The sequence below is a fragment of the Paraburkholderia sp. genome (assembly GCF_035948235.1).
Taxonomy (GTDB): domain Bacteria; phylum Pseudomonadota; class Gammaproteobacteria; order Burkholderiales; family Burkholderiaceae; genus Paraburkholderia.
On record NZ_DASZJJ010000071.1, the window covers coordinates 24,756 to 49,476 of the forward strand.

A 24,721-nucleotide genomic window follows, 5' to 3' on the forward strand; every position below is an offset into this window, starting at 1 on the left:
CTAGCGGTTAGCGAACATAACAAAAACAAAAAAGCAGGAATCCGAACAAATTTCGCGCGCAAAGAAAACTGCGCATTAATCAGGTGATTGTCTAGTGAAGTCCGTTTTGAATCCACCGTGAACCGCAACACATAAACGCCATACGCAGCGCGTTTTCAGGATGTACACTCGATTGCAAACTGGCACGCCACACGAGCCGCGCGCTCCGTGGCTGACGCCGCCAGATGGCTGTTCTTCGCCCGAGCGCACGCGAGTCCACCGCCATGATGCCCCGCCGACCGAACGCCGTGATCGCCATCAGCATCGTGCTGGCTGCCGTGCTTACCGCGGTGGCCGGCTGGGTCATGGCGCAGATGCGCGAAGACGCGCTTGCCAGTGCGCGCGCCGCGGCCTTCAACATGGCGCTGCTGTTCGAGCGCGACACGCAGCGCAATTTCGATGTCTACGCGCTGTCGCTGCAAGGCGTGATTGACGCCATCGACGATCCGCGTCTGGCCGAACTCCCCGATGATCTGCGCCAGAGCGTGCTGTTCGACCGCTCGGCGAGCGCGAAGAATCTCGGCGAGATTCTCGTGGCCAATGCCAATGGCGATGTCATCTTCAATTCGCGCGCCTCGTCGCCGCGCGCGCTCAATGTGGCCGACCGCGACTACTTCATCGCGCAGCGCGATTCGCCGCACACGGGCCTTTACGTCAGCCATCCGATGATGGCGCGCGACGGCGCGGACGACGCGACCATCGGTCTGAGCCGACGCCTCGAAAAGCCTGATGGTTCGTTCGCAGGCGTGGTGGTGGGCACGATGCGGCTGGACTACTTCCGCCGCCTGATGAGCGGCATTGAGATCGGCGCGCATGGCGCCGTCACGCTTTCGCTCGCCGATGGCACCTTGCTCATGCGCCGTCCTTATGTGCCCGAGATGATTGGCCGCAATCTCGCCGATTCGGCGTTGTTTCAGCGTTTCGGGCACGCCCAGGAGGGCGGTTTTTTCGGCATCGGTCCAGTGGACGGGGTGCGGCGCTGGTTTGCGTTTCGCCGCGTGGACGGTTATCCGCTCATCTTCGGGGTGGCGGTGGCGGCGGGCGACATTTACACCGAATGGCGGGCGCGGGCATGGATTATCGGCACGTTGACGGCGGTGCTCGACGTGTTGCTGATCGCCTGCGCGGTGCTGCTGTCGCGCCAGTTGCGGCGTCGCGAACTGCTCGAGGACGAACTGCGCGCGCTGGCCGGCACCGACGCGCTCACGGCGCTCGCCAACCGCCGCGCCTTCGAAGCGCGCGCCGATCACGAGTGGCTGCGCGCGCGGCGCTCGGGCCAGCCGCTCGCGGTGATGATGCTCGACGTCGATCGTTTCAAGCCCTACAACGACCGCTATGGCCACACGGCGGGCGATGCGGCGCTCGCGGCCGTCGCCCGTTCGATCGGCAGTCATGCGCGTCGGCCTGGTGACTGCGCGGCGCGTTACGGCGGCGAGGAATTCGTGCTGCTGCTGCCCGACACCAACGCGGCCCAGGCGCTCGCTCACGCGGAGAAGCTGCGCTCGGCCATCGAGACGCTCGACATCCCGCACGCGGACAGCCCCAACAACGTGCTCACGGCCAGCGTGGGCGTGGCGAGCACGTCGGCGAGCGATTTCGATAGCTGGCGCGCGCTGGTCGAAGCCGCCGACGCAGCGCTCTACATCGCCAAACGCGCAGGCCGCAACCGCGTCGCGGTCTGGCAGCCCAGCTTTGCGCGCGAGCACTACGGCGCCGGGCCGGAGCTTTGATATTTTTTAGCCGGATGATATTGCATCGAACAATTTACCCGGGTAATATTCGCTGCATCAAACGACTTCAGGGAATCACGATGACAGCGATATCAAACCAGCCGGTGCACAACGCGGGTGTGACGGCGTTCGCGGGCACGCGGCTGATCGCGCGCGGCGCGCCGCTCGAGGTGGCGCTGGCGGTGAAGGCGGCGTTGGACCAGGGCGAATCGGCGTCGGTGCTGATCTTCGACGACCGCGACGCGAGCCAGGTGGAATTCGATCTGCGCGGCCGTCCCGCCGATGTTGCCGCGCGCCTGGCCGCCGATGCCGCCTGGCAGGCAAAAACACAGGCCGCGAGCGAAGGCCAGCAAGATGCGCTGAACGAGGAACGCGCCGACGATGCCCCACGCGGCCGTGGCCGCCCGAAGCTGGGCGTCGTCGCGCGCGAAGTGACGTTGCTGCCGCGCCATTGGGACTGGCTGGCGGCGCAGCCCGGCGGCGCTTCCGTGGTGCTGCGCAAGCTGGTGGAAAATGCGCGTCACGCGAGCGAAGCGAAGGATCGCGTGCGCACGTCGCGCGAGGCCGTGCATCGTTTCATGACGGCGCTGGCGGGCAATCTGCCGGGTTACGAGGAGGCCTTGCGGGCGCTCTATGCGGGCGAGCGCGCACGCTTCGAAGCGTGGAGCGTGGACTGGCCCGAGGGCGTACGCGACTACGTGCGGGAACTGGCGCAAGGCGCGTTTGCTTGACCCCGGCATCGGCGTGACGAAGCGCTCGCACGAAACACGCGCGCAAAAAAAAGCCGCTCAGGCCGGGGGGGGCGTGAGCGGGAAGTCGGAGAGTTACAACTAACAACCTCTGCGTGAACAGTCATGGGGTCACGCAGATGATTCAGTTTAAGAACGGCCCTTTTGCGGCGATATAAGACTTGTCCGAATCTCTTCCGGCCACGCTGTTTCCTCCTGCCCACACGCCGCAAGACTTGCCTTGCCACGCCGATTGCGGCTCCGTACACTCGCGCGTGATTTCTCTGACGGGTAAGGCCAGGGCTCGCCGCCACACGCGTGCGGGCCGCACTCCGTTCCAAAAAATAGCACCCGACCACACCGGCAATCCGCCCACGTCCTGTCCAACGCGGCGCGGCCATAGCACCGGTACCGGTCGCAGGTCACAACAGCACAAGCACACACAAGAAGGAGCCCTTATGTCCGATTCCTGGTTTCCCCGCTGGCGCGCGCAAACGGGCGCCGCGAAAAGCGTCGTCGCGCCCGATGAACGCCTCGCCTGGCCGCAGATGTTTGCGATGGGCGTGCAGCACGTCGTCGCGATGTTCGGCTCGACGGTGCTCGCGCCGCTGCTGATGGGCTTCGATCCGAATCTCTGCATTTTCATGTCGGGGATCGGCACGCTGCTGTTCTTCGTCGTGGTGGGCGGGCGCGTGCCCAGCTACCTCGGCTCCAGCTTCGCCTTCATCGGCCTCGTGATCGCGGTTACCGGTTATGGCGGCCACGGTCCGAACACCAATATCCCCGTTGCGCTTGGCGGCATCATCGCGTGCGGTGTGGTCTATGCGTTGATTGGCGTGCTGGTGTCGGCCATCGGCACCAAGTGGATCGAGACGCTCATGCCGCCCGTCGTGACTGGCGCGATCGTCTGCGTGATCGGCCTGAATCTCGCGCCGATCGCCGTGAAGGGCGTGAGCGCGACGCAGTTCGATTCGTGGATGGCGCTCGTCACCGTGCTGTGTGTGGGCGGTGTGGCCGTGTTCACGCGCGGCATGCTGCAGCGCCTCTTGATTCTCGTCGGCCTGATCATCGCCTACGTGATCTACGCGGTCGTGACCAACGGCATGGGTCTGGGCAAGCCGATCGACTTTGCGATCGTCGCCAACGCGGCCTGGTTCGGCATGCCGCAGTTCAGCGCGCCGGTGTTCGATCCGCACGCGATGACGCTGCTCGTGCCGATCGCGGTGATTCTGGTGGCGGAAAACCTGGGCCACATCAAGGCGGTTTCTGCGATGACGGGCTACAACCTCGACCGGTATGTGGGCCGCGCGTTTATCGGCGATGGTCTTGCCACTATCGTTTCGGGCTTCGCGGGCGGCACGGGCGTGACGACCTACGCGGAAAACATCGGCGTGATGGCCGTCACCAAGATCTACTCGACGCTGGTGTTCGCCATCGCCGCGCTGATCGCACTCGTGCTGGGTTTCTCGCCTAAGTTCGGCGCCGTGATCCAGACGATTCCGGGCCCGGTGCTGGGCGGCGTGTCGATCGTCGTGTTCGGTCTGATCGCAGTGACCGGCGCGCGCATCTGGGTCGTCAACAAGGTGGACTTCTCTGACAACCGCAACCTGATCGTCGCCGCTGTCACGCTGGTGCTGGGCGCGGGCGACTTCTCGCTGAAGGTCGGCAATTTCGGCCTGGGCGGCATCGGGACCGCTACCTTCGGCGCGATCATTCTGTACGCGCTGCTGCGCAGAAAGCCGGCGCAGCAAGCGGCGGTTTAAGTCTGCCGGTTCAGCCGCCGATTCAACGCGGCAATAAAAAAACGCGACGCCTTCCACGGAAGGACGTCGCGTTTTTTTCGTCTATGCGGAATTAACCCCGGCCACGCCCGCGATTCATCATCGCGGTTTCGGTCAGATCGACTTCGCGCATCAGCTTGCTGAGCGTTTCGTCGTTGATCGTCTGCTGATTACGCAATTCGAGCAGCGCCGCGCGCTCGGCGCGCATCGCGGCCAGCCTCATCTGCACTTCGAGCATTTCCGCCTGACGCGCGTTCTTGCTGCGGTCGTGATCGGCGTCGAGCGTCGCCAGGCGGCGGCGATAGGTGTCCATCACGCGCGCGGTGGTGTCGGCGGCATGCGCAAACTGCGATTCGTCCATATCTTTCGAGGCCGTTTCCATATGCGCGTCCACCGCGCGGATCGCGGCCTGCGCGGCCTGGATGCGGGCGAGGCGCTCCTCGGCGGCGTGCTTCGATTCGCCGCCGCGCCGCACGCCGCGCAACAAAACCGGCAAGCCGACGATCGCCACCAGCAGCGACGCGAGGATCACGCCCGTGGCGATAAAGATCGCGCTGTCGCGGCCCGGCAGCGGCAGGCCGTTATCGAGCGCGACCGGCAGCGAGAGCACGCCCGCAAGCGTCACCGCGCCGCGCACTCCGGCGACCGTGGTGATCGCCACGGTGCGCAGGCCCGGCACCGCGTTCGATACGCCATGGCGCGCCGCGCCGCGGCTCGCGACCCAGCGCAGCAGCCAGACCCAGCCGAAGCGCATCGCGTAGAGCGCGACCAGCACGGCGGCGACGTACATGATGAGGCGCAGCATCTGCAGATTGCTGGTGTGATGCGCCTCCAGCAGCGCCTTGCCGAGAATGCCGGGGAATTGCAGGCCGAGCAGCGTGAACACCATGCCGTTGAAGACGAATTCGATCATCGACCAGGTGCTGGCCGCGCGCACGCGCGACGATACCGGCCCGATATGCGCGGCGCTGGTGTAATTCATCATCATCCCGGCCGAGACCGCGGCGAGCACGCCGGAGACTTCCAGATGTTCGGCGAACAGATAGGCCGCGAACGGAATCAGCAAGGTCATCACCACGCCGGGCGCGGGGTCGCCTTCGGCGGTGAAATTCAGGAAGCGCTCCGAGATAAAGCTGAACGCCCAGCCGATGAATGCGCCCACGGCCAGGCCGCCCGCTGCGATCAGCACGAAGCTCAGCGTCGCGTCGCGCAGCGAGAAATAGCCGGTGAGCGCCGCCGCCACCGCGAACTTGAGCGCGACCAGGCCGGAGGCGTCGTTCATCAGCGCCTCGCCTTCGAGGATGTGCATGAGCTGCGCGGGAATGCGGTCCTTGCCCGCGATCGCCGAGAGCGCGACCGCATCGGTGGGCGAGAGCACGGCGGCGAGCGCGAACGCCACCGGCAGCGAAATCTGCGGCACGAGCCAGTGCACGAAATAACCGACTGCCACCACCGTCAGCAGCACGAGGCCGAGCGCGAGCATCAGGATCGCGCGACGCTGCATGAAGAATTCGCGCTTCGGGATACGCCAGCCATCCGCGAACAGCAGCGGCGGAATGAACAGCGCCATGAAGATATCCGGGTCGAAGGTGACGTGCGGATTCAGGCGCGGAAACGTCAGCAGCGCGCCAATGCCGATCTGCAGCAGCGGCAGGGGTAGCTTGATGGGAAGAAGACGCACGACGACACCCGAAAGCGCGACGGCAAGGAGCAGAATAAGAACGGTGAAGAGTGTTTCCATCGATCAGGCAAAGGGTGCTGCAAAGACGGGATGATGAGGCGCGCGCCGAGCGGCTTCAGGTGTCCCTTTATGCGGAAAGCGTTGCGAACGGAGGAGCGTTTGACCCGGAATCTCGCCGCGGGTTTAATCCGGCGTGAGTCCGACGGACATTCGGTTCAAGCTCGGATCAAGCGGGCGAGGCGGGCAGTTTGCTTACAACCAGTTTAACTTGATGAGGGCATCGGCTGCCGCGAAGCGCGCAGTACGTCGAACTTGCTATGGCCACGCGCACAGTTTTGGTGCGCAGGATGCCCGCTGGCCGCGCACAGGCGGGGCCGCGGTGCAGGGTTCGATGCGCGCCGGGGCCGGATGCCACCGTGCACGGACCTTGCTTTATCGCCTCGCGTGGCGCAACGCATCGGGTGCCCGCCGCCGACCGTCGGCAGCAGGCCCGCGGCGATCAACTTGCGCGAAGAGGAAGGCATGATCACAGAGCAACAGGAAAAGACGGCGCTCGCGCCGCACGGGTTCGATCTGAGCGTCACCTCGGGGCTGCAGCGCTATAGCGCGCAACATGGCGAACTCACGCTCACGAGCGTGTTCCAGCCGGTCTTCAGCCTCTCGCACATGCGCGCGATCGGCTACGAAGGGCTTTTGCGCGCGCACGACGCGCTCGACCGGCCCGTGTCGCCGATCGACGTGTTCGGCGAGGCCACGCGCGTGGGCGACGTCCTGCAACTCGACCGGCTCGCGCAGGGTCTGCATCTGGAGAACTTCGCGCTGCTGGGCGCCGAGCGCGAATGGCTCTTTCTCAACGTGCATCCGGGCACGCTGATCGAGCCGTATCACGCGGCGGCGCTGCTCGCGAACCTGAACCGGCTGGGCTTGCCGCCGCGGCGCATCGTGCTCGAAGTGCTGGAGGCCGACGCCACCGATCTCGACGCCCTTGCGCATGCTGTCGATGCGTTCCGCGAGCGCGGCTTTCTGATCGCGCTCGACGACTTCGGCGCGGGCCACGTGGATATCGGCCGCGTATGGCAACTGAATCCCGACATCGTCAAGCTCGACCGCATCATGCTGATGCACGCCGCGCATCGCGCCGATATGGCCGCGACGCTGCCCGCGCTGGTATCGCTGCTGCACGAGGCGGGCAAACTCGTGCTGATCGAGGGCGTGGAGACGGAGCAGGAAGCGCAGCTCGCGCTGTCGTGCAACGCCGATTTCGTGCAAGGTTTCTTCTTCGCGCGGCCCGCGCCGGGACTCACCGATTCCTCGCACGCGCAGATCGTCATTGCCGAGGCGACCGATCGTTTCCGTCAGCAAACCGAAGCGCGCGAGCGCGGCACGGCCAGCCGGCTCGCGCCGTATATCCGCGCGTTCGAGCGCGCGGCGGAGCGGCTGGGCGCGGGCGAGCCGCTCGAAGAAGTGTGCTGGAATTTTCTCGCGCTCGATCATGCGGCGCGCTGCTTTCTACTCGACGCGAACGGTCGGCAGGCGGGGCGCAACGTCGTGCTGCGCGTGGATCGCGCGGAGCAGGGCGCGCGTTTTTTGCCGCTCGACGATGCGCAGGGCGCGAACTGGCTGCGTCGGCCGTATTTCCGCGCGGCGCTGGTGGCGCCGGGGCGCGTGCACGTGACTTCGCCGTATCTGTCGATCAACGAGGCGCTGCCTTGCGTGACGCTGTCGATGGCCGTGCAGGTGGGCGACCGTCTATGCGTGCTATGCGGCGATGTGGACTGGCTGGCGGAATTGCTGGCGTAAATAAAAAACGGATTGAGCGCAACAGCACTCACTCCGTTCGTTTTTAGCCTGAAAAACAAGGCTTATTTCGCGACCACCACCGGAATCCCGCGCAGCGCGCCCGCGCCCTTGAACGAGTCGATCGCTTCCTGCACCACCGCGCTGGTCTTTACGTCCAGCTTCAAACGCGCGCCCAACTCACGCTCGCTGCGCTTCACCGCCGCGAGGTTCGCCAGCTTCACATGACCGTAGCCGCGCACACGCTGATGCAGATTGGCGAGCTTTGCGATTTCCTCGGCGTTATCCGTCGATAGCTTCGCGATCGCGCTGCGCAAAGTCGCCTCGTAGTCGTCGGCGAGTGCGCGTTCCATGCGGCGCTCCAGCGTCTTGCCGAACGGATCGAACCACGTTCCGCGCAGACTGCGGCCCTTCGAAAGCAGCCCAAACGCGCTCCACAGCCACTGGCCGAACTGCATCTTGCGCGGCGGCTGGCCGTTCTTTTCGCGTGCGATCAGCGGCGGTGCGAGATTGAACTTCACCGTGAAATCGCTGCCCGCCTGGCCTTCGAATTGCGCTTCGAGCGCAGCGCGGAAGGCTGGATCGGCGTGCAGACGCGCGACTTCGTATTCGTCCTTCACCGCGAGCAGTTTGTGGAACGTAGTGGCGACGGCGCGCGCGATGGCCTGTTCCGTCGAGCGATCCGCAGCGCGCGCCACATCGACCAGCGTGCGATAACGCTTCACGTAGCTCGCGCCGCCGTAAGCGAGCAGACGCGCCTCGCGATCGGCGATCAATTCGTCGAGCGTTTGCGTGAGCTTGCGTGCGGTCGCCTTGGCCTGATTCGCGCTGCGCGTGTCGAGCGCTTCCAGCGCGGCCGGATCGGCGGCGGCCATGCGGCCAATCGAGAGCGCGAAGAGATTCGCCTGCACGGCCACGTTGTTCAACTCGATGGCGCGCGTGAGCGCCGCGAGCGACACGGGCACCAGACCCAGTTGCCACGCAAAGCCGAGCATCACGATATTCGCGCCGATCGTGTCGCCCAGATAGCGTTGCGCGAGGGCCTGCGCATCGCATGCGGAAAGCGGATCTTTCGCTTCAGCGGCGTTAATCACACCGCCTGTTGCGGCATGACGCATCTTCGCGAGCAGCGCATCGGCGTGCAGGTTCGCTTCGGGGTTCTGCACGAACGAGGCATTCGGAATTTCATGCGTGTTCACGACGATGCGCGTGCGATCGTGACGCACCGTTTGCAGTGCGTCGGCGCTCGCGCCCACCACCATGTCGCAGGCCAGCAGCAGGTCGGCCTGTTGCGTGTCGATGCGCACCTGGTTGAGCAGCGCATCGGTGGCCGCGAAGCGCACGAACGACAGCACCGATCCGCCTTTCTGCGCAAAGCCCATGAAATCCAGCACCGAAGCGCTCTTGCCTTCCAGATGCGCGGCCATGCTGATGAGCGCGCCCACCGTCACCACGCCCGTGCCGCCCACGCCGGTGACGAGAATGTCATAGGGCGCGTTGTCCAGATGCGTCGCGGGCACCGGCAGCGCACCCACACGCGCAGCCAGTGCCTGCGGATCGAACGCCGCGCCTGCGGCCTTCTTGAGCTTGCCGCCTTCGATCGTCACGAAGCTCGGGCAGAAGCCGTTCACGCACGAATAATCCTTGTTGCAGGACGACTGGTCGATACGGCGCTTGCGGCCCAGTTCCGTTTCCACGGGTTCCACCGAAAGACAGTTCGACTGCACGCCGCAATCGCCGCAGCCTTCGCACACTTCTTCGTTGATGAAGAGGCGCTTGTCCGGATCGGGGAATTCGCCTTTTTTGCGGCGGCGGCGCTTTTCGGCGGCGCACGTTTGATCGTAGATCAGCACGGTCACGCCCGGCGTTTCGCGCAGTTCGCGCTGCACGGCGTCGAGTTCGCTGCGGTGATGGAACGTCGTGCCCTTCGGAAAGAGGCCGTGATGGCCGTCGTATTTCTCGGGTTCGTCGCTCACCACCACGAAGCGCGAGACGCCTTCGGCTTCCACCTGGCGCGCGATCTGCGGCACGGAGATGCTGCCGTCGACGGGCTGGCCGCCCGTCATCGCCACGGCGTCGTTATAGAGAATCTTGTAGGTGATATTGGTTTTGGCGGCCACCGCCTGGCGAATCGCAAGGATGCCTGAATGAAAGTAGGTGCCATCGCCCAGGTTCTGGAATACGTGGCGCGTTTTCGTGAACATCGAATGCGAAGCCCAGTCGACGCCTTCGCCGCCCATCTGGATCAGGCCCATGGTGTCGCGCTCCATCCACGACGCCATGAAGTGGCAGCCGATGCCCGCCTGCGCAACCGATCCTTCCGGCACCTTGGTCGACGTATTGTGCGGGCAGCCCGAGCAGAAGTAGGGCGTGCGGCGCACGGCATCGGCAACGTTCGAGAGGATTTGCGGCGCGACCAGATCGACCACGCGTTCGCGCCGGTCGAGCGCGGGCTTGTGCTGCGCGAGCCAGGCGGCGAACACGGGAAGAATGCGCGAAGGGCGCAGCTCGCCCAGATCGGAGAGCAGCAGCGTACCGTCCTGCGCATGCTTGCCGACGATCGCGGGACGCGCGCCCGATGTTCGGTTGTACAGATGATCCTTGATCTGCTGCTCGATAACCGGACCCTTCTCTTCGATCACGAGGACGTTGTCCAGACCCGCGACAAAGGCGTCGATGCGCGACATTTCCAGCGGGAACGACAGGCCCACCTTGTAGATGCGCACGCCCGCCTTTTCCAGATCGTCGACGGTCAGGTCGAGGCGGCGCAGCGTTTCCATCAAATCCAGATGCGCCTTGCCGCAGGTGATGATGCCCACATTGGCGTGCGGGCTGGGCGCGATCCATTTGTCGATGCTGTTGACGCGCGCGAAGTGGCGCACGGCGTCGAGCTTGGCTGCCAGGCGTTGTTCGATCGCGAGGCTCGGCAGATCGGGCCAGCGGTTGTGCAGGCCACCGGCGGGCGGCTCGAAGCCCGCAGTTGCCAGATCAGGTGCCTGCCAGTCGGTTTTCAGTGCGTCGAGATCGACGGTCGAGCCCGATTCCACCGTCTCCGAGATCGCCTTGTAGCCCACCCACGCGCCCGAGTAGCGCGACAGCGCCCAGCCGTAGAGGCCGAATTCGAGCATATCGGCGATATTCGACGGATTCACCACGGGCATATGCCACGCCATCAAGGCAAAGTCGCTCTGATGCGGCATCGACGACGATACGCAGCCGTGATCGTCGCCGGCCACCACCAGCACGCCACCATGCGGCGACGAGCCATAGGCGTTGCCGTGCTTGAGCGCATCGCCCGCGCGATCCACGCCCGGGCCCTTGCCGTACCACATCGCGAACACGCCTTCGACGGTGCGTTCCGGGTCCGCTTCCACGCGCTGCGTGCCGAGCACGGCGGTGCCACCCAGTTCCTCGTTGATGGCGGGCAAAAAGCGTACGTCGGCGGCTTCGAGCAGTTTCTTCGCCTTCCACGCCTGCTGATCGACCATGCCGAGCGGCGAGCCGCGATAGCCGCTGATGAAGCCCGCCGTGTTCAGCCCGTGCGCGCGGTCGAGCGCCCGCTGCATGAGCGGCAGGCGGATCAGCGCCTGGGTGCCGGTGAGGAAGATGCGGCCGCGCGTGGCGGTGAGATTGTCGGTGAGCTTGTAATCGGCGAGGGGCGGCGAGGCAGGCGTGTCGCCGAACGCGGGGCGCGCAGTCATTGGGGGAGTCTCCGTTTTTGTGCTTACGCGTCGTTCGGGTTTCGTTCGACGCGTTGGAGACTCTATTTTTTCTCGCCAATGACGGAAATTTTTTGCTAACTCACCAGGCTCGTCACCTGATCGCGCGACAGGCTACCCACGTTTCGCCAATTTTGAGAGAGATCTTCCTGCGGGCGATGCCCGGCGCTCTGAATTGTTCAGATCATGCGCGGCCCGAAAGGCTTCGTGTCCTCGAACGCCACCACGTCGTGGAAGTGCGTGTAGTCCATCACGCTGGTGCCGTCCGTGTCGGTCATCAGGTCGACGTAGCGGTAATGCCAGCGGATCTCGGCGTCGGTCCAGATGTGGCGCGCCTGCATGGTCTGCGCGGTGGACTCGTCCGAGCCTTCGATCACCACATGCAGCGACGCGTTCTGGCGTGCGAGCGATTCGGCGCTCGCGCCGTAGAGCGGGCTGGATTCGTCGATCACGTGCATCAGGTTCCAGCCGAGCGTGAAGAGCGGATGCTCCGCGCGCACCAGATCGAGGTCGTAGATGCGCCGTGCGGTGTAGCCGTCGGAGGTCGTCTCGATGCGGATCAGGCGCAGTTTTGCGTAGGCTTCCGCGATCACGTTCTGGCGCGCGTTGGCGGCGCGCACCATCAGCGTCATTTGGCCTTCGAGCGGATGCACGACGGCCTGGCGCGCGAACCAGATCATCGCGCGCGGGCGCGAGAAGCGCGCGAACACGAGGCCCGTTGCCAACGCAACGCCCGACATCCCGACGAAGATCTCAAGCGTGGCGACCAGGTGCGCGTATACGGTTTGCGGATGCATGTCGCCGTAGCCAACCGTCGCGAGGGTTTCGACGCTGAAGAAGAACGCACCCATGAAGCCATGCGGAAACTGGTTGGCGATGGGTGCGGTGCCAAGCTGATAGAGGCAGGCGAACAGCGCGTTGAGCACCAGGAACAGGCCGGCCAGCGAGGCGAAAAACGTTGGCCAGCGCATCGTCAGCGCGAAGTGATAGAAGTCGCGCCAGGTCTGCACCGGCATGCCGTAGACGAATACATCGCGCGAACCGATGCGCACCTTGCGCGCGCCGCGTGGGCGGGCCCTGGTGGACTTTGGCGCGGCGGGTTGGGTGAGCGCGTCCGAGGCGGCTTCGGGCGGTGCGTCGGCGGGTGCTGCGTTGCTGGCTTTAGCGGCGAGGGGCTCGCGCGCGCCGCGCTCCGGCGTTTCGGATGTCATGGCAGTCCTGCTGCGGGGTCGAATGCCCGCAAGCGTAGCAATGCCGATGCAGCGGGACAAGCGCACGCTCGCGCAGCCTTGCTGCGCCACATCCGGATGGCTTTTTTTGCGGCGTCAGAACGACTTTTATGCGGCGCCAGCGATCACGGAAACGCGCGCGGTCGGGGAATGCCCGCGCCATGATCGATGTCGGCGATTGCCTGGCGGCGCGCGGCGTCGATGGCTTCGGCGCTCTGCGGAAAGCCACTGCTGCCGCCAATCGTGATCCACGGCTGGACGGGCGTGTCGCGATGCGTGATCTGATATTCGGCGTCCCAGCGCGCGCCCTGCAGTTCGAGCGGATGGACGTGAATGGCGTAGACGCCGTAGAGGAAAAGTTGCTCGGTCATGATGGCCTCCTGACCGTGATTGCCTGACTATGCCGCGCGCCCGATGGGTTCAAACGCGGAGTGAAACGCGCGGCCCGGGACTGGCGCGAGGGACGGGATCGCCGACCCGCGCGCATTCATGCAGGAAAACACCACAGCTTGCGCCTCACAGCTCCAGTTCGCCGAGAAGGCGATGCGCGAGCGCCTTGGCTTCCTCCAGCGCTTCTTCCGGCGTGCCCGAGGCCGCATCGACTTCGTAGAGGGCGTTTTCCAGCTCCTCGCCGTCGTCGCGCGCAAGCGACACCAGGCCCTGATACTGCCCGGCGTTCATGGGCCGCACCGAGGCGACCGCCGTGTAGATCCCCTTCGTGTAGCTGACGTCTTCCATAGCCTGCTCCTCGCGCAAGGAAAACTCATGCTAGCACGTAGATCGTGCGGCTGCGGGACACGCTCGTGACGCTGGCGCGGCGCTTTCATGTCAGCGATGACAGCGCACGGCGCGCGCCCGAAGCGCGCCTGAACGCCCCTCGCTCGCGCTTAATCGGCGATCAGCGCGACGACTTCGTCGAGCGTCGGCGAATGCGCGCCGGGGCGGCGGCACGCGGCTGCGCCCGCTGCAAGGGCGAACGCCAGATGCTGCGCCCAGTTGCGCTGCGGCGTGCTCATCAGGCTGAACAGCAGCCCGCCGATGGAGGCGTCGCCCGCGCCCACGGTGTCGGCGACTTCGACGCGCGGCGGCGCGGCCTCGAACACCTCGTCGCCCACGTACAGCGTCGCGGCCTGCGCGCCGCGCGTGACCAGCAGCGTCGCGGCCGGGTTCAGCGCGCGCATCGCGGCGATGGCGTCCGGCTCGCTTTTGTCGGCGAACAGCATGCGCAGGTCTTCGTCGGAGACCTTGATGAGATCGGCGAGCGCGGCCATGCGGTGCAGGATCGGCTCGTAGCCGTGCGCCATCAGGTTGCGGTAGTTCGGGTCGAAGCTGATCTTCACGCCTTGCGCGCGCAGCTCGGCGGCGAGCGTCGCGAGCGTTTCGCCCAGCGGCTGGCGCACGAGGCTGATGCAGCCGAAGTGCGCCCACTTCGCGTGCGCGCGCCAGCCTTCGGGCAGCGTCGCGGGATCGAAGGCGAGATCGGCGCTGTTGTCGCCGATGAAGTAGTACGCGGGAGGATGCGTCTGATGCACGATCGCCAGCAGCGGCGCGCGTTCGACGCGCTGCATGAAACGCATGTCAAGGCCGGCGGCGACGCTGGCGTTCCAGAGCTCGTCGGAGAAGTTGTCGGTGCCGAGCGCGCCCGCGCAGGCCGTGGGCAGGCCCAGGCGCGCGACCGCGCGCGCGACGTTCCAGCCCGCGCCGCCGGGATGGGCGCGCCAGTGCGAGTCCATGCCCGAGGCGCCCGCGGCACCTTCAGGCGCGGCGCCGCGCACGAGATCGGTGAGGATGTCGCCCGCCGAGATGAACGCGGGAAAGCCGGAAGAGAAGTCAGGGCCAGTGCTGCAGGTGCTCATCGCTTGATCCTTCGTGGTTTGCTGTCGCGTGCGTGGGCGCTTCAGACGCCGCCGTCGGTGCCGTTGGCGCGCGCCTCGGGTTCATCGGCGGCTTCGCGTCCGATGATCGGCGCCATGCCGCGTCCAGGCAGCGCGTTGAGCGCTTCGTAGCACGCGCCCATGGTGTGATAGTCGGTCTTGCCCGCGGGGCTCTTCTCGTCGCTGTATTTGCGGTTGTCGCAAGTGAGAATGCGATACCACGCGCCATAGCGATGATCGACGAAATGCGCCCAGCTATAGCGCCAGATCTCGTCGTACCAGTCCCAGAAACGCTCGTTGCCGGTGCGCTTGCCGAGCAGCGCGGCGGTGGCGAAGGTTTCGGCCTGCACCCAGAAGTATTTGTCGTGGTCGCAGACCGTGCCGTCCGGGCCGAAGCCGTAGTAGAGGCCGCCGTGATCGTTGTCCCAGGCGCGCGCCATGGCGGCGTCGAACAGTTCGATCGCGCGCGGCAAAAGCCACGGCAGCGGGCGGTGGCGCTCAAGAATCAGCAGCAGCTTGGCCCATTCGGTCTGGTGGCCCGGCTGGAAACCCCACGGACGGAAGATGTTCGAGCTGTCCTCTTCGTTGTAGTGCCAGTCCACCGACCAGTCGGCGTGAAAGTGCTCCCACACGAGACCCTGCGAAAGCTTCGCCTGGCGCAGCGTGATGTTCGACGCCACACGTTCCGCGCGGTCCAGATAGACGAGGTGGCCGCTCGCCTCATAGGCCGCGAGCAGCGCTTCCGTGGTGTGCATGTTGGCGTTCTGGCCGCGATAGCTCGAGACGATCCAGTCCGCGCTTGCTTCATCGGCGTAGAGGCCTGCCGCGCCGTCCCAGAAGCGGTGTTCCATCAGCTCGAAGGTCGCGCCGATCATCGGCCGCGCTTCCTCGATGCCCGCCATCGCCGCATGCGAATACGCGAGCAGCACGAAGGCGAGGCCGTAGCAGTGGCGCGTGGCGTCGAGCGTGCGCTTCTTGCCGTCGCGCCAGTCGATCTCCCAGTCGTAGCCCTGATGCTGCGGGTCCCAGTGCGCCTCGCGCAGGAACTGCAGGCCGTGTCGCGCGTATTCCAGATGCTGCGGATTGCCGGTTTCGCGATACGCCATCGCGTAGTTGAAGACGAAGCGGCAGCTGCTCACCAGATGGCGCGAATGCGCGTTGTAGATCGAGCCGTCGTCGCGGAAGTAGTGGAAGAAGCCGCCCGAGGCGTCGTACACGTTGGGCGCGTAGAAACGCAGCGTGTCCTCGATATGGCCTAGCAGGAACGCGCGGTCGCGAAAGCTCGCCACGGCGGGCGCGCTGGTCGTGGCGCTGCCGTCGTTGGTTTGATGAGTGTCGATGGGCTTCGTCATGGCTATCTCAGGTTGACTGGGCTTGGGTGGCGAGCGCCTGGGGCGCCAGGGCCGGCGCGGCGGGCGCGTTCGCATCGTTCAGGTTGGCGGCGGTGCTCGCGCGGGCGATCAACCGCACGGGCAGCACGATTTCCGGCGTTGCGGGCGTTTCTTCGAGCAGCAGTTCCACGCCGCGCCGCCCGAGCGCTTCCTTGTCCACGGCGATGGTGGAGAGCGCAGGCGCCGCATGCGAGGCACCCGCGATATCGTCGAAGCCGATGATCGCCACGTCCTCGGGCACGCGCAGGCCGCTTGCCAGGCACACGCGTATGGCTGCGAGCGCGGCGGCGTCGTTGTAGGCGAACACGGCGTCGGGCGGCGTGTCGCCGCGCGCACGCGCCGTGTTGAGCAGGCGCTGCATCGCCTGCGTGGCGCCGGTGTCGGGATCGAGCCCGCCGTCGATGGTCATCTCCAGCGACGGATCGAACAGCAGTCCGGCTTCGAAGAAGGCGCGCCGGTAGCCGAGTGCGCGCTGCGCGATGCTGTAGTGCGCGAGCGAACCGCCGATAAACGCCACGCGCCGCCGTCCCAGGCCGAACAGATGGTGCATGGCGAGCGCGGCGCCCGCGGCGTTGTCGATGTTCACCGAGCGCAGGCCCGCCGCCCACAGGTCGATCAACACCAGCGGGCGTTGCAGCGCGACCAGCGCGTTAAGGGTTTCGGGCTCGACGAAGCCCGCCACGGCGATGGCGTCGGGCGCGTGCAGGCGCAGTTGCTGGATGGTGTCGTCGGCGGGACCGGCGGTGAGCAGCGCGGGCACGATGGCGTGTTCGCGGCAGGCTTCCTCGACGCCGTGCAGGACGTGCGAGAAGAACGGGCTGGCGGAGAAATTGTTGTGCTGACGATGCAGCAGGAAGGTGAGGCGGCGAATGCGTGGACGCAGTTGCGCGCTGTCATAGCCCAGCGAGCGCGCGACTTCGACGATGCGCGTGCGCGTGGCCTCGGAAAGGCCCGGCTGGTTTTTGAGCGCGCGCGACACTGTGCCGATCGACACGTTGGCGGCCTGCGCGACGTCGCGGATGGTTGTCCCCATGGTTCCTGTTTTCGGCTGCAAGGTGAACCTGCAAGCGTCATGGTCAGCTTTGCGGCGATTGTATAGTAAAAACACAGGCGAACAACGTTGCGTCCAGCCAGAAAACCCCCGTAAATACCCGTAATTGCTCGAATAAACGTAAATTTACGTGTTTAGTAAAACTAGCTAAACAGAATTGCCGGGAACGCTGATTGCGCTACGACTCGGGTCATCATTCGAACCGTACGGAGGCATCATGCTCGGCACCTTGCTTCTGGTGATTCTGATCCTGCTGCTGATCGGCGCTTTTCCTGCGTGGCCTCACAGCCGCTCGTGGGGTTATGCACCGTCGGGCACGCTTGGGGTCGTCGTCATCGTCGTGGTCGTGCTCGTGTTGATGGGGACGATCTAGCCGGAATAACCACACCTCGGAGCAGAAAACGAAAAAGGCCGACGCCCAGTGATTCGCGTCGGCCTTTTTTTTGCGCGTTGAAACCGCGGCGTTATGCGTGCGTTGACGCGGCGGGGATGGCGAGCTGGGCTTCGGCGTAGACGGCACCGTGCGATCCGTGCGATCCATGTGACAGCGCGGGCAGCAGTTCGGCGCTGTCGCCGCTGTCGATGACCACGAGTCCCGTCGCTTCCTGCTTGGCGCGCCGTTTGGCGATGGCGGCCAGTGACGCGATCGCTTCGCTGCCGTGCCGCGCGCCTTCGCCTGGCGCGATATGCACGCAGCCAATCGCCATCGTCACAAAGCCGAAAAAGGTGGGGTGACCCTGGCGGTCTTCGCCGTGGATGCCGCCCGCGAGCCGGTCGGCGGCCGCATAAAAGCGTAGCGCGCCCGCGTTGAACGTCTCGATGGCGCGGCTCGCGCGCTCATGCCACGTCTCGCTCTGGAACAGGATCAGGAAGTCGTCGCCGCCCACGTGGCCGAGAAAGTCGCGCGTGGGGTCGCACGCGTCGGCCAGCACCTGGGCCGCAAACTTCAACACCTCGTCGCCCTGCCAGTAGCCGTATTGATCGTTGAACGGCTTGAACTGGTTGAGATCGACGTAGCAGGCGTGAAAGCCCGCGTCGTGCGAGAGCAGCCGCTCGATATGCGAGCTGATCGGGATATTGCCCGGCAAAAAGGTGAGCGGATTCGCGTAACGCGCGGCCTGGATGCGCACCTCGGTGACCGCACGCACCAGACTCTCGCCGGTGCCGAGTCCCGCGTAACGGCCGTTGTCGGTGATGACGAAACCATCGGCCAGATAGCGCTGATCGTCGCTCGCGAGCAGCGCCGCCATCTGCTCGACGCTCATCGATTGTTCGATCAGCACCGGCTGCGCATTGGCGAACTGCAGGCAGGCTTTCTTGCCGAACAACTCGCGGTGATAGGGCAGCGCGTAGCGGTCCATGAACGCGCGACGGTTGATGAGCGCGACGGGCGTTTCCCCTTCGATCACCGCTACCGCGTGCAGATCGGGCATACGGGTGAAGAGGTCGAGCACGTCGTTATTGGTCGCGCGGCGCGGCATCGCGGGCGCGTGCACCATCATTTTCTGCGCCGGCGCGCTGCCGGCGGCGCCTGCGCCGCTGTTGCGCGTGACTTCGGGAAACACGGCGATGTGCTGCGCGCTGATCGCGGCGCGCGTGCGCTCGTCGAGCTTGCGCGGCGGCTGTGCGTCGGGGCGGCCGAGGAAGAAGCCCTGGCCGCTTTCGATGCCCATGTCGCGCAGCACCAGCAGATCGGCCTCGTTTTCGATGCCTTCGGCCACGAGGCGCGCGCCGCTTGCCTGCGCGAAATGCTGCATGGCGCGCACAGCCTCGAACTTGAGCGCGGTGTTGGCGATGTCCTGGATGAAAAAGCGGTCGATCTTCACGACGTCGGGTTGCAACTGCACCCACACGTTCATGCTGGCATTGGCGCTGCCGTAATCGTCGAGCGCGAACTGGGCGCCCGCTGCGCGCAGGGCCGCCACCACGGGCGCGAAATCGCGTAGGTCGGCGATCGCGCTTTGCTCGGTCAGCTCGATCACGACGCGCCGGGCGTCGATGTGCGCGAACAGCGTCTCCACGCCCGTGCTGGCCAACTGGCACAGCGCGTTCGCGCTGAAGTTCAGGAACAGCTTGCCGTTGCAGCCGAGCTGGTTGAACGCGTCGATGCAGGCTTCGGCGGCGGCGCGCTCGAGCGCCGTCGTGCAGCCCGCTTCGGCTGCGTGCGCGAACAGCGCGGCGGGCGACTCGAGCGGCGAGCCGGCCGGACCGCGAATGAGGCCCTCGTAACCGAGGATCGCGCCATCGTCGAAATCGACGATCGGCTGGAAGACGGCGCGCAACTGGCGTTGGGCGATCAAGGCCTCGATGCCGGTCGAGGGCAAGTCGCCCCCGGCGATCGTTGGGGCGGACGGCGTGGACGCACGTGCTGACATGGATAGAGCCAGGATGGCTTTAACGACGGGAATATCGGCAGCAGCGTCGGACAATTAAATGAACTTTTAATGACAGTTCGACGAAAAATGGTGCGCGGTGGGTAGGGCAACGTTTGCGCGATTGTTTGCTGTTGTTTGTATGCGTTCTACAAACGACGGACCGGCAGGAGGAGGGGACGCAGGCGGGGGAGTGGGGGAACCGTGAAGAGCCGGTTCCCCGCGAGAGATGTGACGACTGAACTGCGAAGACTTATCGGCGCGCTGCCGCCGGGCGTGATTCGTTTTGCGATTCGTCGCCGGCAACGGCGGCGCGTTCCGCGCTCATGTCGCGCGCGCCCCAACGCTGCGCCAGCGCCGCGCACACCATTAGCTGGATCTGGTGGAACAGCATGAGCGGCAGCACGACCGCGCCGACGGCGTTCGACGCGAAGATCACCTTCGCCATCGGCACGCCGGCCGCCAGGCTCTTCTTCGAGCCGCAGAAAATGATCGTGATCTGGTCGGGGCGCGAGAAGCCGAGCTTTTTGCTCGTGTAGATCGTGATGCCCAGCGCCAGCGCGAGCAGCACGGCGTTGACGATCAGGAGGCCGCCCAGCGCCGCGAGCGGCGTGTGATGCCAGAGCCCTTCGTTGATCGCCTCGGAAAACGCGCCGTACACCACGAACAGGATCGAGCCCTGATCGACGAATTTGAGCACGCCGCGATTGCGCTCGATCCAGCCGCCAATCACCGGACGCAGCAATTGACCCGCGACGAACGGCACGAGCAGTTGCAACACGATGTTCCAGACCGTGTGCCACGCCGAGCTGCCGCCGGCCGTCTGGTTGGTCACCACGAGGCTCACCAGCGCGGGTGTGACGAAGATGCCAATCAGGCTCGACGCCGATGCGCTGCACACGGCCGCGGGCACGTTGCCGCGCGCAATCGAGGTGAAGGCGATGGACGACTGCACGGTTGAAGGCAGCGTGCAGAGGAACAGCACACCCATATAGAGCGCAGGCGTGACGAGCGGCGAGAGCACCGGCTTGAGTGCAAGCCCCAGCACCGGGAAGAGGACGAAGGTGCTGGCCAGCACGACCAGATGCAGCCGCCAGTGTGTGGCGCCCGCCACGATCGCTTCGCGTGAGAGCTTGGCGCCGTGCAGGAAGAACAGCAGCCCGACGGCGATATTGGTCAGCCAGTTGAACGCGGTCGCGGCCTGACCGTGCACCGGCAAGAGGCTCGCAAGAATGACGGTGCCGACGAGGCAGAGCGTGAAGTTATCGGGCAGGAATTTCGGACGTGCCATCGGACAATCTCAAGTGCGCGTATCGACATTTATCGACGCGTGGGCGCCTGGCGGTGCGCGTCGTGGGACGCGCCACGGCGGGTCATCGGGATGCCTTTATCAGACAACACCGGGAAAGCCCTATTGTCGGCGCAAGCTCATTGAAAATGCAAATTCATTCGAAACATCGATTAATGAGTACTGCGCATGACGGGGCGGGTGTCACAACGCGTTTGCACAGCGACTGGATTACCGTTTGTTCGCTCGTTCGTCATGCAAAAGACCGCTTCTCAAGTACGACGAAACATGCCGGTTAGGGTACGCGGAGAAGCCGCGCCAATACAGGCCCAACACGGGCGGAAACAGCACGAAACAGGCCCGTCCGACAACCCTCCAAAACCCGAAAAATCGTGCAGTAACATGGTGTTACAACCCTTCCGAGGGCATAACACTTTTTGGCTCGACACCCTGGGCGGGCACCCATAAATTACCGTCAAGGAAGCGTGCAGAACGTTGTGGTGGCAATCGTTACACCCTGCAGTGCACGTTTTCCGGGAACTGATCCGCCATGGCCCGAATGGCGGATGGTCATGCGGATCGTCGGGCAGGTGATCGACATAATGCGCGCAGGGTTGTTACGGATGGGACAGTGGATGCTGGGGGCCGGTTTCGCGGTCCTCTGTGCGCTCGCCTATGCCCAGCCCTCGTTTGCGCCTCACGGCGGCGGTTTTCACGGCGGTGGCGGCGGTTTCGGCCGCGCGCCGATAATGCGTGAAGCGTCGCCCATGCGCTGGGGCGGCGGTGGCCATTCCGGCAGCGGCATTCAGGTCGGCGCAAGCCAACGACGCAACGCCCCCGCGCCCATGCGCGTGGCCGACCAGGGCGGCTGGCGCGAGCGCGGCGCGCCCGGCGGCGACCGTCAGGCTGAGCGCCACGAAACGCCCGGCTTTAACAGCAACCCCTACGGCAACGGCTTTGGCGGCTATCGCGGCCCGATCCAGCCGGTCAGCGCGGAAACGCGCCAGGTGCCACACCCGCCGGCCGACTCGCCGGTGCGCGCCGGTTCGATCCGCGAAGACGTGGCCCGCTACAACGAAGAGCGTGGCGCCTTCCGCCCCTTCCAGCGTGGCGGCGGAGACGTTCCGCGTCCGCCCATGCCCTCGCCGTATCGAAACTAACGGCCCCTCTCGCACGCGTAGACGAATCTAGTCGAAGGCGATGCTGCACTGCAGCGTGATCGCGCGTTCGCCGAAAATCACTCGCCTGTGAGCAGCCCAGCCACTCCTTTGCGCATCTTTCTCCCGCGACGCTCTTCTGCGTCACTCTGCCGCTTCAAAATCCTCTGAGTTGCCCGTTTCTTGCGGCACGCCAATTTTCGCCTCCAGACTGACGCGTGGATACCACACTTTTTTGGAAATCACTCGTCATACAGAACCCTTTCGTCATCAAATCCTGACTGCGCTGTGGCGGTGCGTCAACGGCCTCGCCGGATTGCGCGAAAGCCGGGCAGAAGCCCCGTCCACGCGGGCTACAAGCCCAACGTCGCTCGTGCCGCAACGCAGCAAAAAGAGCTGCGGAATCGCTCTCGACAGATTTTGCGGACAACAAACTAATCGGGCCGATATACCGGCGATAACAACCGATATTTTTGTCCATGAAAATGGTTCGCGAAGATGGTCCCGCCCAGAACGGCCACGCCTGCGAACGACGAAAAAACAAACGGTTTGCGCGAGCGCCACAGCCGCCAGTCACACCATTTTTTGACAAAGACAGGAGAACCCATGAATACAGCCGTCAGCCGCGCGCTGCGCTCACCGCTGCGTACGACTCTCAAGGCCGGCGCCATTGCCGCCTTGCTCGCCGCCGCTTCGTCGTCGGCCTTTGCGCAGTCGAGCGTGCAGCTCTACGGTCAGGTCGACGAGTGGGTCGGCGCCACGCGCTTTCCTGGCAGCCAGACCGCATGGAATGTCGGCGGCGGCGGTATGTCCACGTCCTACTGGGGCTTGAAGGGCTCCGAGGATCTGGGCGGCGGCTACAAGGCCATCTTCACGCTGGAAAGCTTCTTCCGCGCGCAGAACGGCCAGTACGGACGCTTCTCGGGCGACACCTTCTTCGCGCGTAACTCGTACGTGGGTATCGAATCGCCCTACGGTACGGTGACGGCGGGCCGCCTGACCACGCAGCTGTTCGTGTCGACGATTCTGTTCAACCCGTTCATCGATTCGTACACCTTCTCGCCGATGGTGTACCACGTGTACCTCGGCCTCTCGACCTTCCCGACCTACACGACCGACCAGGGCGTGGTGGGCGATTCGGGCTGGAACAACGCGGTCCAGTACTCGACGCCGAACTTCAACGGCCTGTCGGGCTCGGTGATGTACGCGCTCGGCAACCAGGCGGGTGAAAACGGCAAGAAGAAGTGGAGCGCCCAGGCGCTGTACTTCCACGGCCCGTTCGCGGCGACCGCGGTTTATCAGTACGTGAACTTCAACAACTCGCCGGGCGACATCGGCAGCATCGTGAGCGGCGACACGACCGTCGTCGGTCTGCGCAGCCAGGGCGTCGCGCAAGTCGGCCTGTCGTATGACCTGAAGTACGTGAAGTTCTTCGGCCAGTACATGTACACGAACAACAACAGCGACATCAACAGCTGGCACGTCAATACGGCGCAAGGCGGCGTGTCGGTGCCGGTGGGCCCGGGCACGGTGATGGCGTCGTACGCGTACTCGCGCGACAGCGGCGGCCTGAACCAGACGCACAACACGGCTGCCGTCGGCTACGACTACCCGCTGTCCAAGCGCACCGACCTCTACGCGGCGTACATGTACGACCACTACGACAACATGTCGACGGGCATGACCTACGGCGTGGGCCTGCGCGCGAAGTTCTAAAAACGCGCTGCCGGTTTGCCGCTCAAAACCCCGTGCTGCTTGCAGCGCGGGGTTTTTTCTTTTGCGCGCCAGTGCAATCGGGGAAAGGCCCGGAAAGCCGCGCCGCTGCGCGTTTGGCTACCAGGAATTGATAAAGCGCGCACAATAACGCGGATTGTTTCCTGAATCTGATGCACCGATAAGAGCGAAGAGCAGCGCGATGGATACCCTCGTCAGCATGAAAGTTTTCCGGCAAGTGGTGGAAGCGGGAAGCTTCGTCGCGGCGGCCGAACGGATGGGCATGTCCGCGGCCATGGCCAGCAAACACGTGATGCACCTCGAGCAGCAACTCGGCGCGCGTCTGTTGAACCGCACGACGCGCCGCGTCGCGCCCACCGAAGCGGGCCGCGAATACTACGAGCGCGTCGCCCAGGCGCTCACCGAACTCGACGAAGCCGGCCAGGCCGTGGGCGCCGCGAGCGTGGTGCCGCAAGGGCGGCTGCGGGTGTCGTCGCTGACGGCTTTCGGGCTGCGTCACGTGATGGGCGCGGTGGCCGACTATGCGGCTGACTTCCCGCAGGTGACCGTCGATATCACGCTGTCGGACCGCGTGGTCGAACTGATCGACGAAGGCTTCGATGTGGCGATTCGCGCCTCGCCTTCGGGCCTGAAGTCGTCGTCGCTGATCGCGCGGCCGCTGGCAACCGCGCATATCGTGCTGTGCGCCTCGCCGGATTATTTGCGCCGCCATGGCGTGCCGAAGTCGGTCGCCGATCTCGCGAACCACAAGTTCGTGCACTACGCGGGGGCTTCGGCGGCGGAACTCGCGCCATTCTCGGAAGCGGGCGCGCGCCCGAAGCCCGGCGGCAATCTGATCGTCAATCACCTGGAAGCGCTGCGCGTGGTGGTGCTGCAGGGCGGCGGGCTGTCGATGCTCGGCACGGAAGTGATCGGCGACGATATTGCCGAAGGACGTCTCGTGCCGCTGCTCGTCGATGCGCTGCCGCCGCGCGAGCTGCCCATCTACGCCGTCTACGCGAGCCGCCGCCATCTGTCGGCCAAGGTGCGTTCGTTCGTGGACTTTCTCGCCGCGCGCTTTGGCGAGCGCGCGCTCTGGCCGAACGCCGACGAAATCCGAGCGCTGGCGGCGCGGGCCGCGCAGCGCGTCAAGGCTTAAGGCTTCTTAAGC

The 24,721-nt window shown here is 65.2% G+C and carries 18 protein-coding genes; 8 read left to right on the forward strand and 10 right to left on the reverse strand.

Going from position 1 to position 24,721, the window contains the following annotated elements:
• The first annotated feature begins 263 nt into the window (after window positions 1-263).
• The 3 genes from VG320_RS05040 (at window position 264) to VG320_RS05050 (ending at window position 4,260) form a co-directional block, all read left to right on the forward strand.
• Entirely contained in the window at window positions 264-1,769 is a 1,506-nt protein-coding gene (locus tag VG320_RS05040; protein ID WP_327199046.1) for a diguanylate cyclase, read from the forward strand.
• 80 nt (window positions 1,770-1,849) lie between these two features.
• Window positions 1,850-2,500 carry a DUF2239 family protein gene (locus tag VG320_RS05045; RefSeq protein ID WP_327199047.1) on the forward strand — a complete coding sequence of 217 codons (651 nt, stop codon included), beginning with the start codon at window positions 1,850-1,852 and terminating at the stop codon, window positions 2,498-2,500.
• A 455-nt stretch (window positions 2,501-2,955) separates the two neighbouring features.
• Window positions 2,956-4,260, forward strand: a complete 1,305-nt coding sequence (locus tag VG320_RS05050) for a solute carrier family 23 protein (protein WP_327199048.1) — start codon at window positions 2,956-2,958, stop codon at window positions 4,258-4,260.
• A 91-nt stretch (window positions 4,261-4,351) separates the two neighbouring features.
• Here VG320_RS05050 and VG320_RS05055 read toward each other — a convergent pair whose 3' ends face one another.
• Window positions 4,352-6,019 carry a Na+/H+ antiporter gene (locus tag VG320_RS05055; protein ID WP_327199049.1) on the reverse strand — a complete coding sequence of 556 codons (1,668 nt, stop codon included), beginning with the start codon at window positions 6,017-6,019 and terminating at the stop codon, window positions 4,352-4,354.
• 462 nt (window positions 6,020-6,481) lie between these two features.
• Between VG320_RS05055 and VG320_RS05060 the strand changes: the two genes are divergently transcribed.
• Window positions 6,482-7,759 carry an EAL domain-containing protein gene (locus tag VG320_RS05060; RefSeq protein ID WP_327199050.1) on the forward strand — a complete coding sequence of 426 codons (1,278 nt, stop codon included), beginning with the start codon at window positions 6,482-6,484 and terminating at the stop codon, window positions 7,757-7,759.
• 62 nt (window positions 7,760-7,821) lie between these two features.
• Here the strand turns inward: VG320_RS05060 and VG320_RS05065 are convergent, their stop codons facing one another.
• The 7 genes from VG320_RS05065 to VG320_RS05095 form a co-directional block, all read right to left on the reverse strand.
• The gene (locus tag VG320_RS05065) at window positions 7,822-11,457 is read right to left on the reverse strand and encodes an indolepyruvate ferredoxin oxidoreductase family protein (RefSeq protein WP_327199051.1); all 3,636 of its coding nucleotides are present in this window, start codon (window positions 11,455-11,457) and stop codon (window positions 7,822-7,824) included.
• Between the two features lie 197 nt (window positions 11,458-11,654).
• Window positions 11,655-12,686 (reverse strand): ion channel, encoded by a 1,032-nt coding sequence (locus VG320_RS05070; RefSeq protein WP_327199052.1) that lies wholly within the window; start codon window positions 12,684-12,686, stop codon window positions 11,655-11,657.
• Window positions 12,687-12,829: 143 nt separating this feature from the next.
• Window positions 12,830-13,075, reverse strand: coding sequence for a hypothetical protein (locus VG320_RS05075; protein ID WP_327199053.1), 246 nt, complete (start codon window positions 13,073-13,075; stop codon window positions 12,830-12,832).
• A 145-nt stretch (window positions 13,076-13,220) separates the two neighbouring features.
• Window positions 13,221-13,442, reverse strand: a complete 222-nt coding sequence (locus VG320_RS05080; protein ID WP_183722185.1) for a hypothetical protein — start codon at window positions 13,440-13,442, stop codon at window positions 13,221-13,223.
• A gap of 149 nt (window positions 13,443-13,591) precedes the next feature.
• Window positions 13,592-14,560, reverse strand: coding sequence for a carbohydrate kinase (locus VG320_RS05085; RefSeq protein WP_327199054.1), 969 nt, complete (start codon window positions 14,558-14,560; stop codon window positions 13,592-13,594).
• Between the two features lie 41 nt (window positions 14,561-14,601).
• Window positions 14,602-15,930, reverse strand: coding sequence for an AGE family epimerase/isomerase (locus tag VG320_RS05090; RefSeq protein ID WP_327199055.1), 1,329 nt, complete (start codon window positions 15,928-15,930; stop codon window positions 14,602-14,604).
• Window positions 15,931-15,937: 7 nt separating this feature from the next.
• Complete coding sequence (locus tag VG320_RS05095) at window positions 15,938-17,002, reverse strand: LacI family DNA-binding transcriptional regulator (RefSeq protein WP_327199056.1); 1,065 nt, start codon at window positions 17,000-17,002, stop codon at window positions 15,938-15,940.
• A gap of 235 nt (window positions 17,003-17,237) precedes the next feature.
• On the opposite strand from VG320_RS05095, the gene VG320_RS05100 reads away from it, so the two are divergent.
• The gene (locus VG320_RS05100; protein WP_103702607.1) at window positions 17,238-17,393 is read left to right on the forward strand and encodes a DUF3309 family protein; all 156 of its coding nucleotides are present in this window, start codon (window positions 17,238-17,240) and stop codon (window positions 17,391-17,393) included.
• Between the two features lie 91 nt (window positions 17,394-17,484).
• Here the strand turns inward: VG320_RS05100 and VG320_RS05105 are convergent, their stop codons facing one another.
• Both VG320_RS05105 and VG320_RS05110 read right to left on the reverse strand, forming a co-directional pair.
• Entirely contained in the window at window positions 17,485-19,395 is a 1,911-nt protein-coding gene (locus VG320_RS05105; protein WP_327199057.1) for a phosphodiesterase, read from the reverse strand.
• A gap of 250 nt (window positions 19,396-19,645) precedes the next feature.
• On the reverse strand, window positions 19,646-20,683 hold the full coding sequence (locus VG320_RS05110; RefSeq protein ID WP_327199058.1) for a bile acid:sodium symporter family protein: 1,038 nt from the start codon (window positions 20,681-20,683) through the stop codon (window positions 19,646-19,648).
• A 482-nt stretch (window positions 20,684-21,165) separates the two neighbouring features.
• On the opposite strand from VG320_RS05110, the gene VG320_RS05115 reads away from it, so the two are divergent.
• The 3 genes from VG320_RS05115 to VG320_RS05125 all read left to right on the forward strand — a co-directional run bounded on the left by VG320_RS05115 (window position 21,166) and on the right by VG320_RS05125 (window position 24,709).
• On the forward strand, window positions 21,166-21,840 hold the full coding sequence (locus VG320_RS05115; RefSeq protein WP_327199059.1) for a hypothetical protein: 675 nt from the start codon (window positions 21,166-21,168) through the stop codon (window positions 21,838-21,840).
• Window positions 21,841-22,443: 603 nt separating this feature from the next.
• Window positions 22,444-23,553: a porin gene (locus tag VG320_RS05120; protein ID WP_327199060.1), complete on the forward strand. Its 1,110-nt coding sequence runs from the start codon at window positions 22,444-22,446 to the stop codon at window positions 23,551-23,553.
• A gap of 199 nt (window positions 23,554-23,752) precedes the next feature.
• Window positions 23,753-24,709 carry a LysR family transcriptional regulator gene (locus VG320_RS05125; protein ID WP_327199061.1) on the forward strand — a complete coding sequence of 319 codons (957 nt, stop codon included), beginning with the start codon at window positions 23,753-23,755 and terminating at the stop codon, window positions 24,707-24,709.
• Window positions 24,710-24,721: the final 12 nt, after the last annotated feature.

Coding starts and splice junctions, on each gene's coding strand:
- VG320_RS05040 (WP_327199046.1), top strand. CDS start 264: ATGATGCCCCGCCGACCGAACGCCGTGATCGCCATCAGCATCGTGCTG.
- VG320_RS05045 (WP_327199047.1), top strand. CDS start 1,850: ATGACAGCGATATCAAACCAGCCGGTGCACAACGCGGGTGTGACGGCG.
- VG320_RS05050 (WP_327199048.1), top strand. CDS start 2,956: ATGTCCGATTCCTGGTTTCCCCGCTGGCGCGCGCAAACGGGCGCCGCG.
- VG320_RS05055 (WP_327199049.1), bottom strand. CDS start 6,019: ATGGAAACACTCTTCACCGTTCTTATTCTGCTCCTTGCCGTCGCGCTT.
- VG320_RS05060 (WP_327199050.1), top strand. CDS start 6,482: ATGATCACAGAGCAACAGGAAAAGACGGCGCTCGCGCCGCACGGGTTC.
- VG320_RS05065 (WP_327199051.1), bottom strand. CDS start 11,457: ATGACTGCGCGCCCCGCGTTCGGCGACACGCCTGCCTCGCCGCCCCTC.
- VG320_RS05070 (WP_327199052.1), bottom strand. CDS start 12,686: ATGACATCCGAAACGCCGGAGCGCGGCGCGCGCGAGCCCCTCGCCGCT.
- VG320_RS05075 (WP_327199053.1), bottom strand. CDS start 13,075: ATGACCGAGCAACTTTTCCTCTACGGCGTCTACGCCATTCACGTCCAT.
- VG320_RS05080 (WP_183722185.1), bottom strand. CDS start 13,442: ATGGAAGACGTCAGCTACACGAAGGGGATCTACACGGCGGTCGCCTCG.
- VG320_RS05085 (WP_327199054.1), bottom strand. CDS start 14,560: ATGAGCACCTGCAGCACTGGCCCTGACTTCTCTTCCGGCTTTCCCGCG.
- VG320_RS05090 (WP_327199055.1), bottom strand. CDS start 15,930: ATGACGAAGCCCATCGACACTCATCAAACCAACGACGGCAGCGCCACG.
- VG320_RS05095 (WP_327199056.1), bottom strand. CDS start 17,002: ATGGGGACAACCATCCGCGACGTCGCGCAGGCCGCCAACGTGTCGATC.
- VG320_RS05100 (WP_103702607.1), top strand. CDS start 17,238: ATGCTCGGCACCTTGCTTCTGGTGATTCTGATCCTGCTGCTGATCGGC.
- VG320_RS05105 (WP_327199057.1), bottom strand. CDS start 19,395: ATGTCAGCACGTGCGTCCACGCCGTCCGCCCCAACGATCGCCGGGGGC.
- VG320_RS05110 (WP_327199058.1), bottom strand. CDS start 20,683: ATGGCACGTCCGAAATTCCTGCCCGATAACTTCACGCTCTGCCTCGTC.
- VG320_RS05120 (WP_327199060.1), top strand. CDS start 22,444: ATGAATACAGCCGTCAGCCGCGCGCTGCGCTCACCGCTGCGTACGACT.
- VG320_RS05125 (WP_327199061.1), top strand. CDS start 23,753: ATGGATACCCTCGTCAGCATGAAAGTTTTCCGGCAAGTGGTGGAAGCG.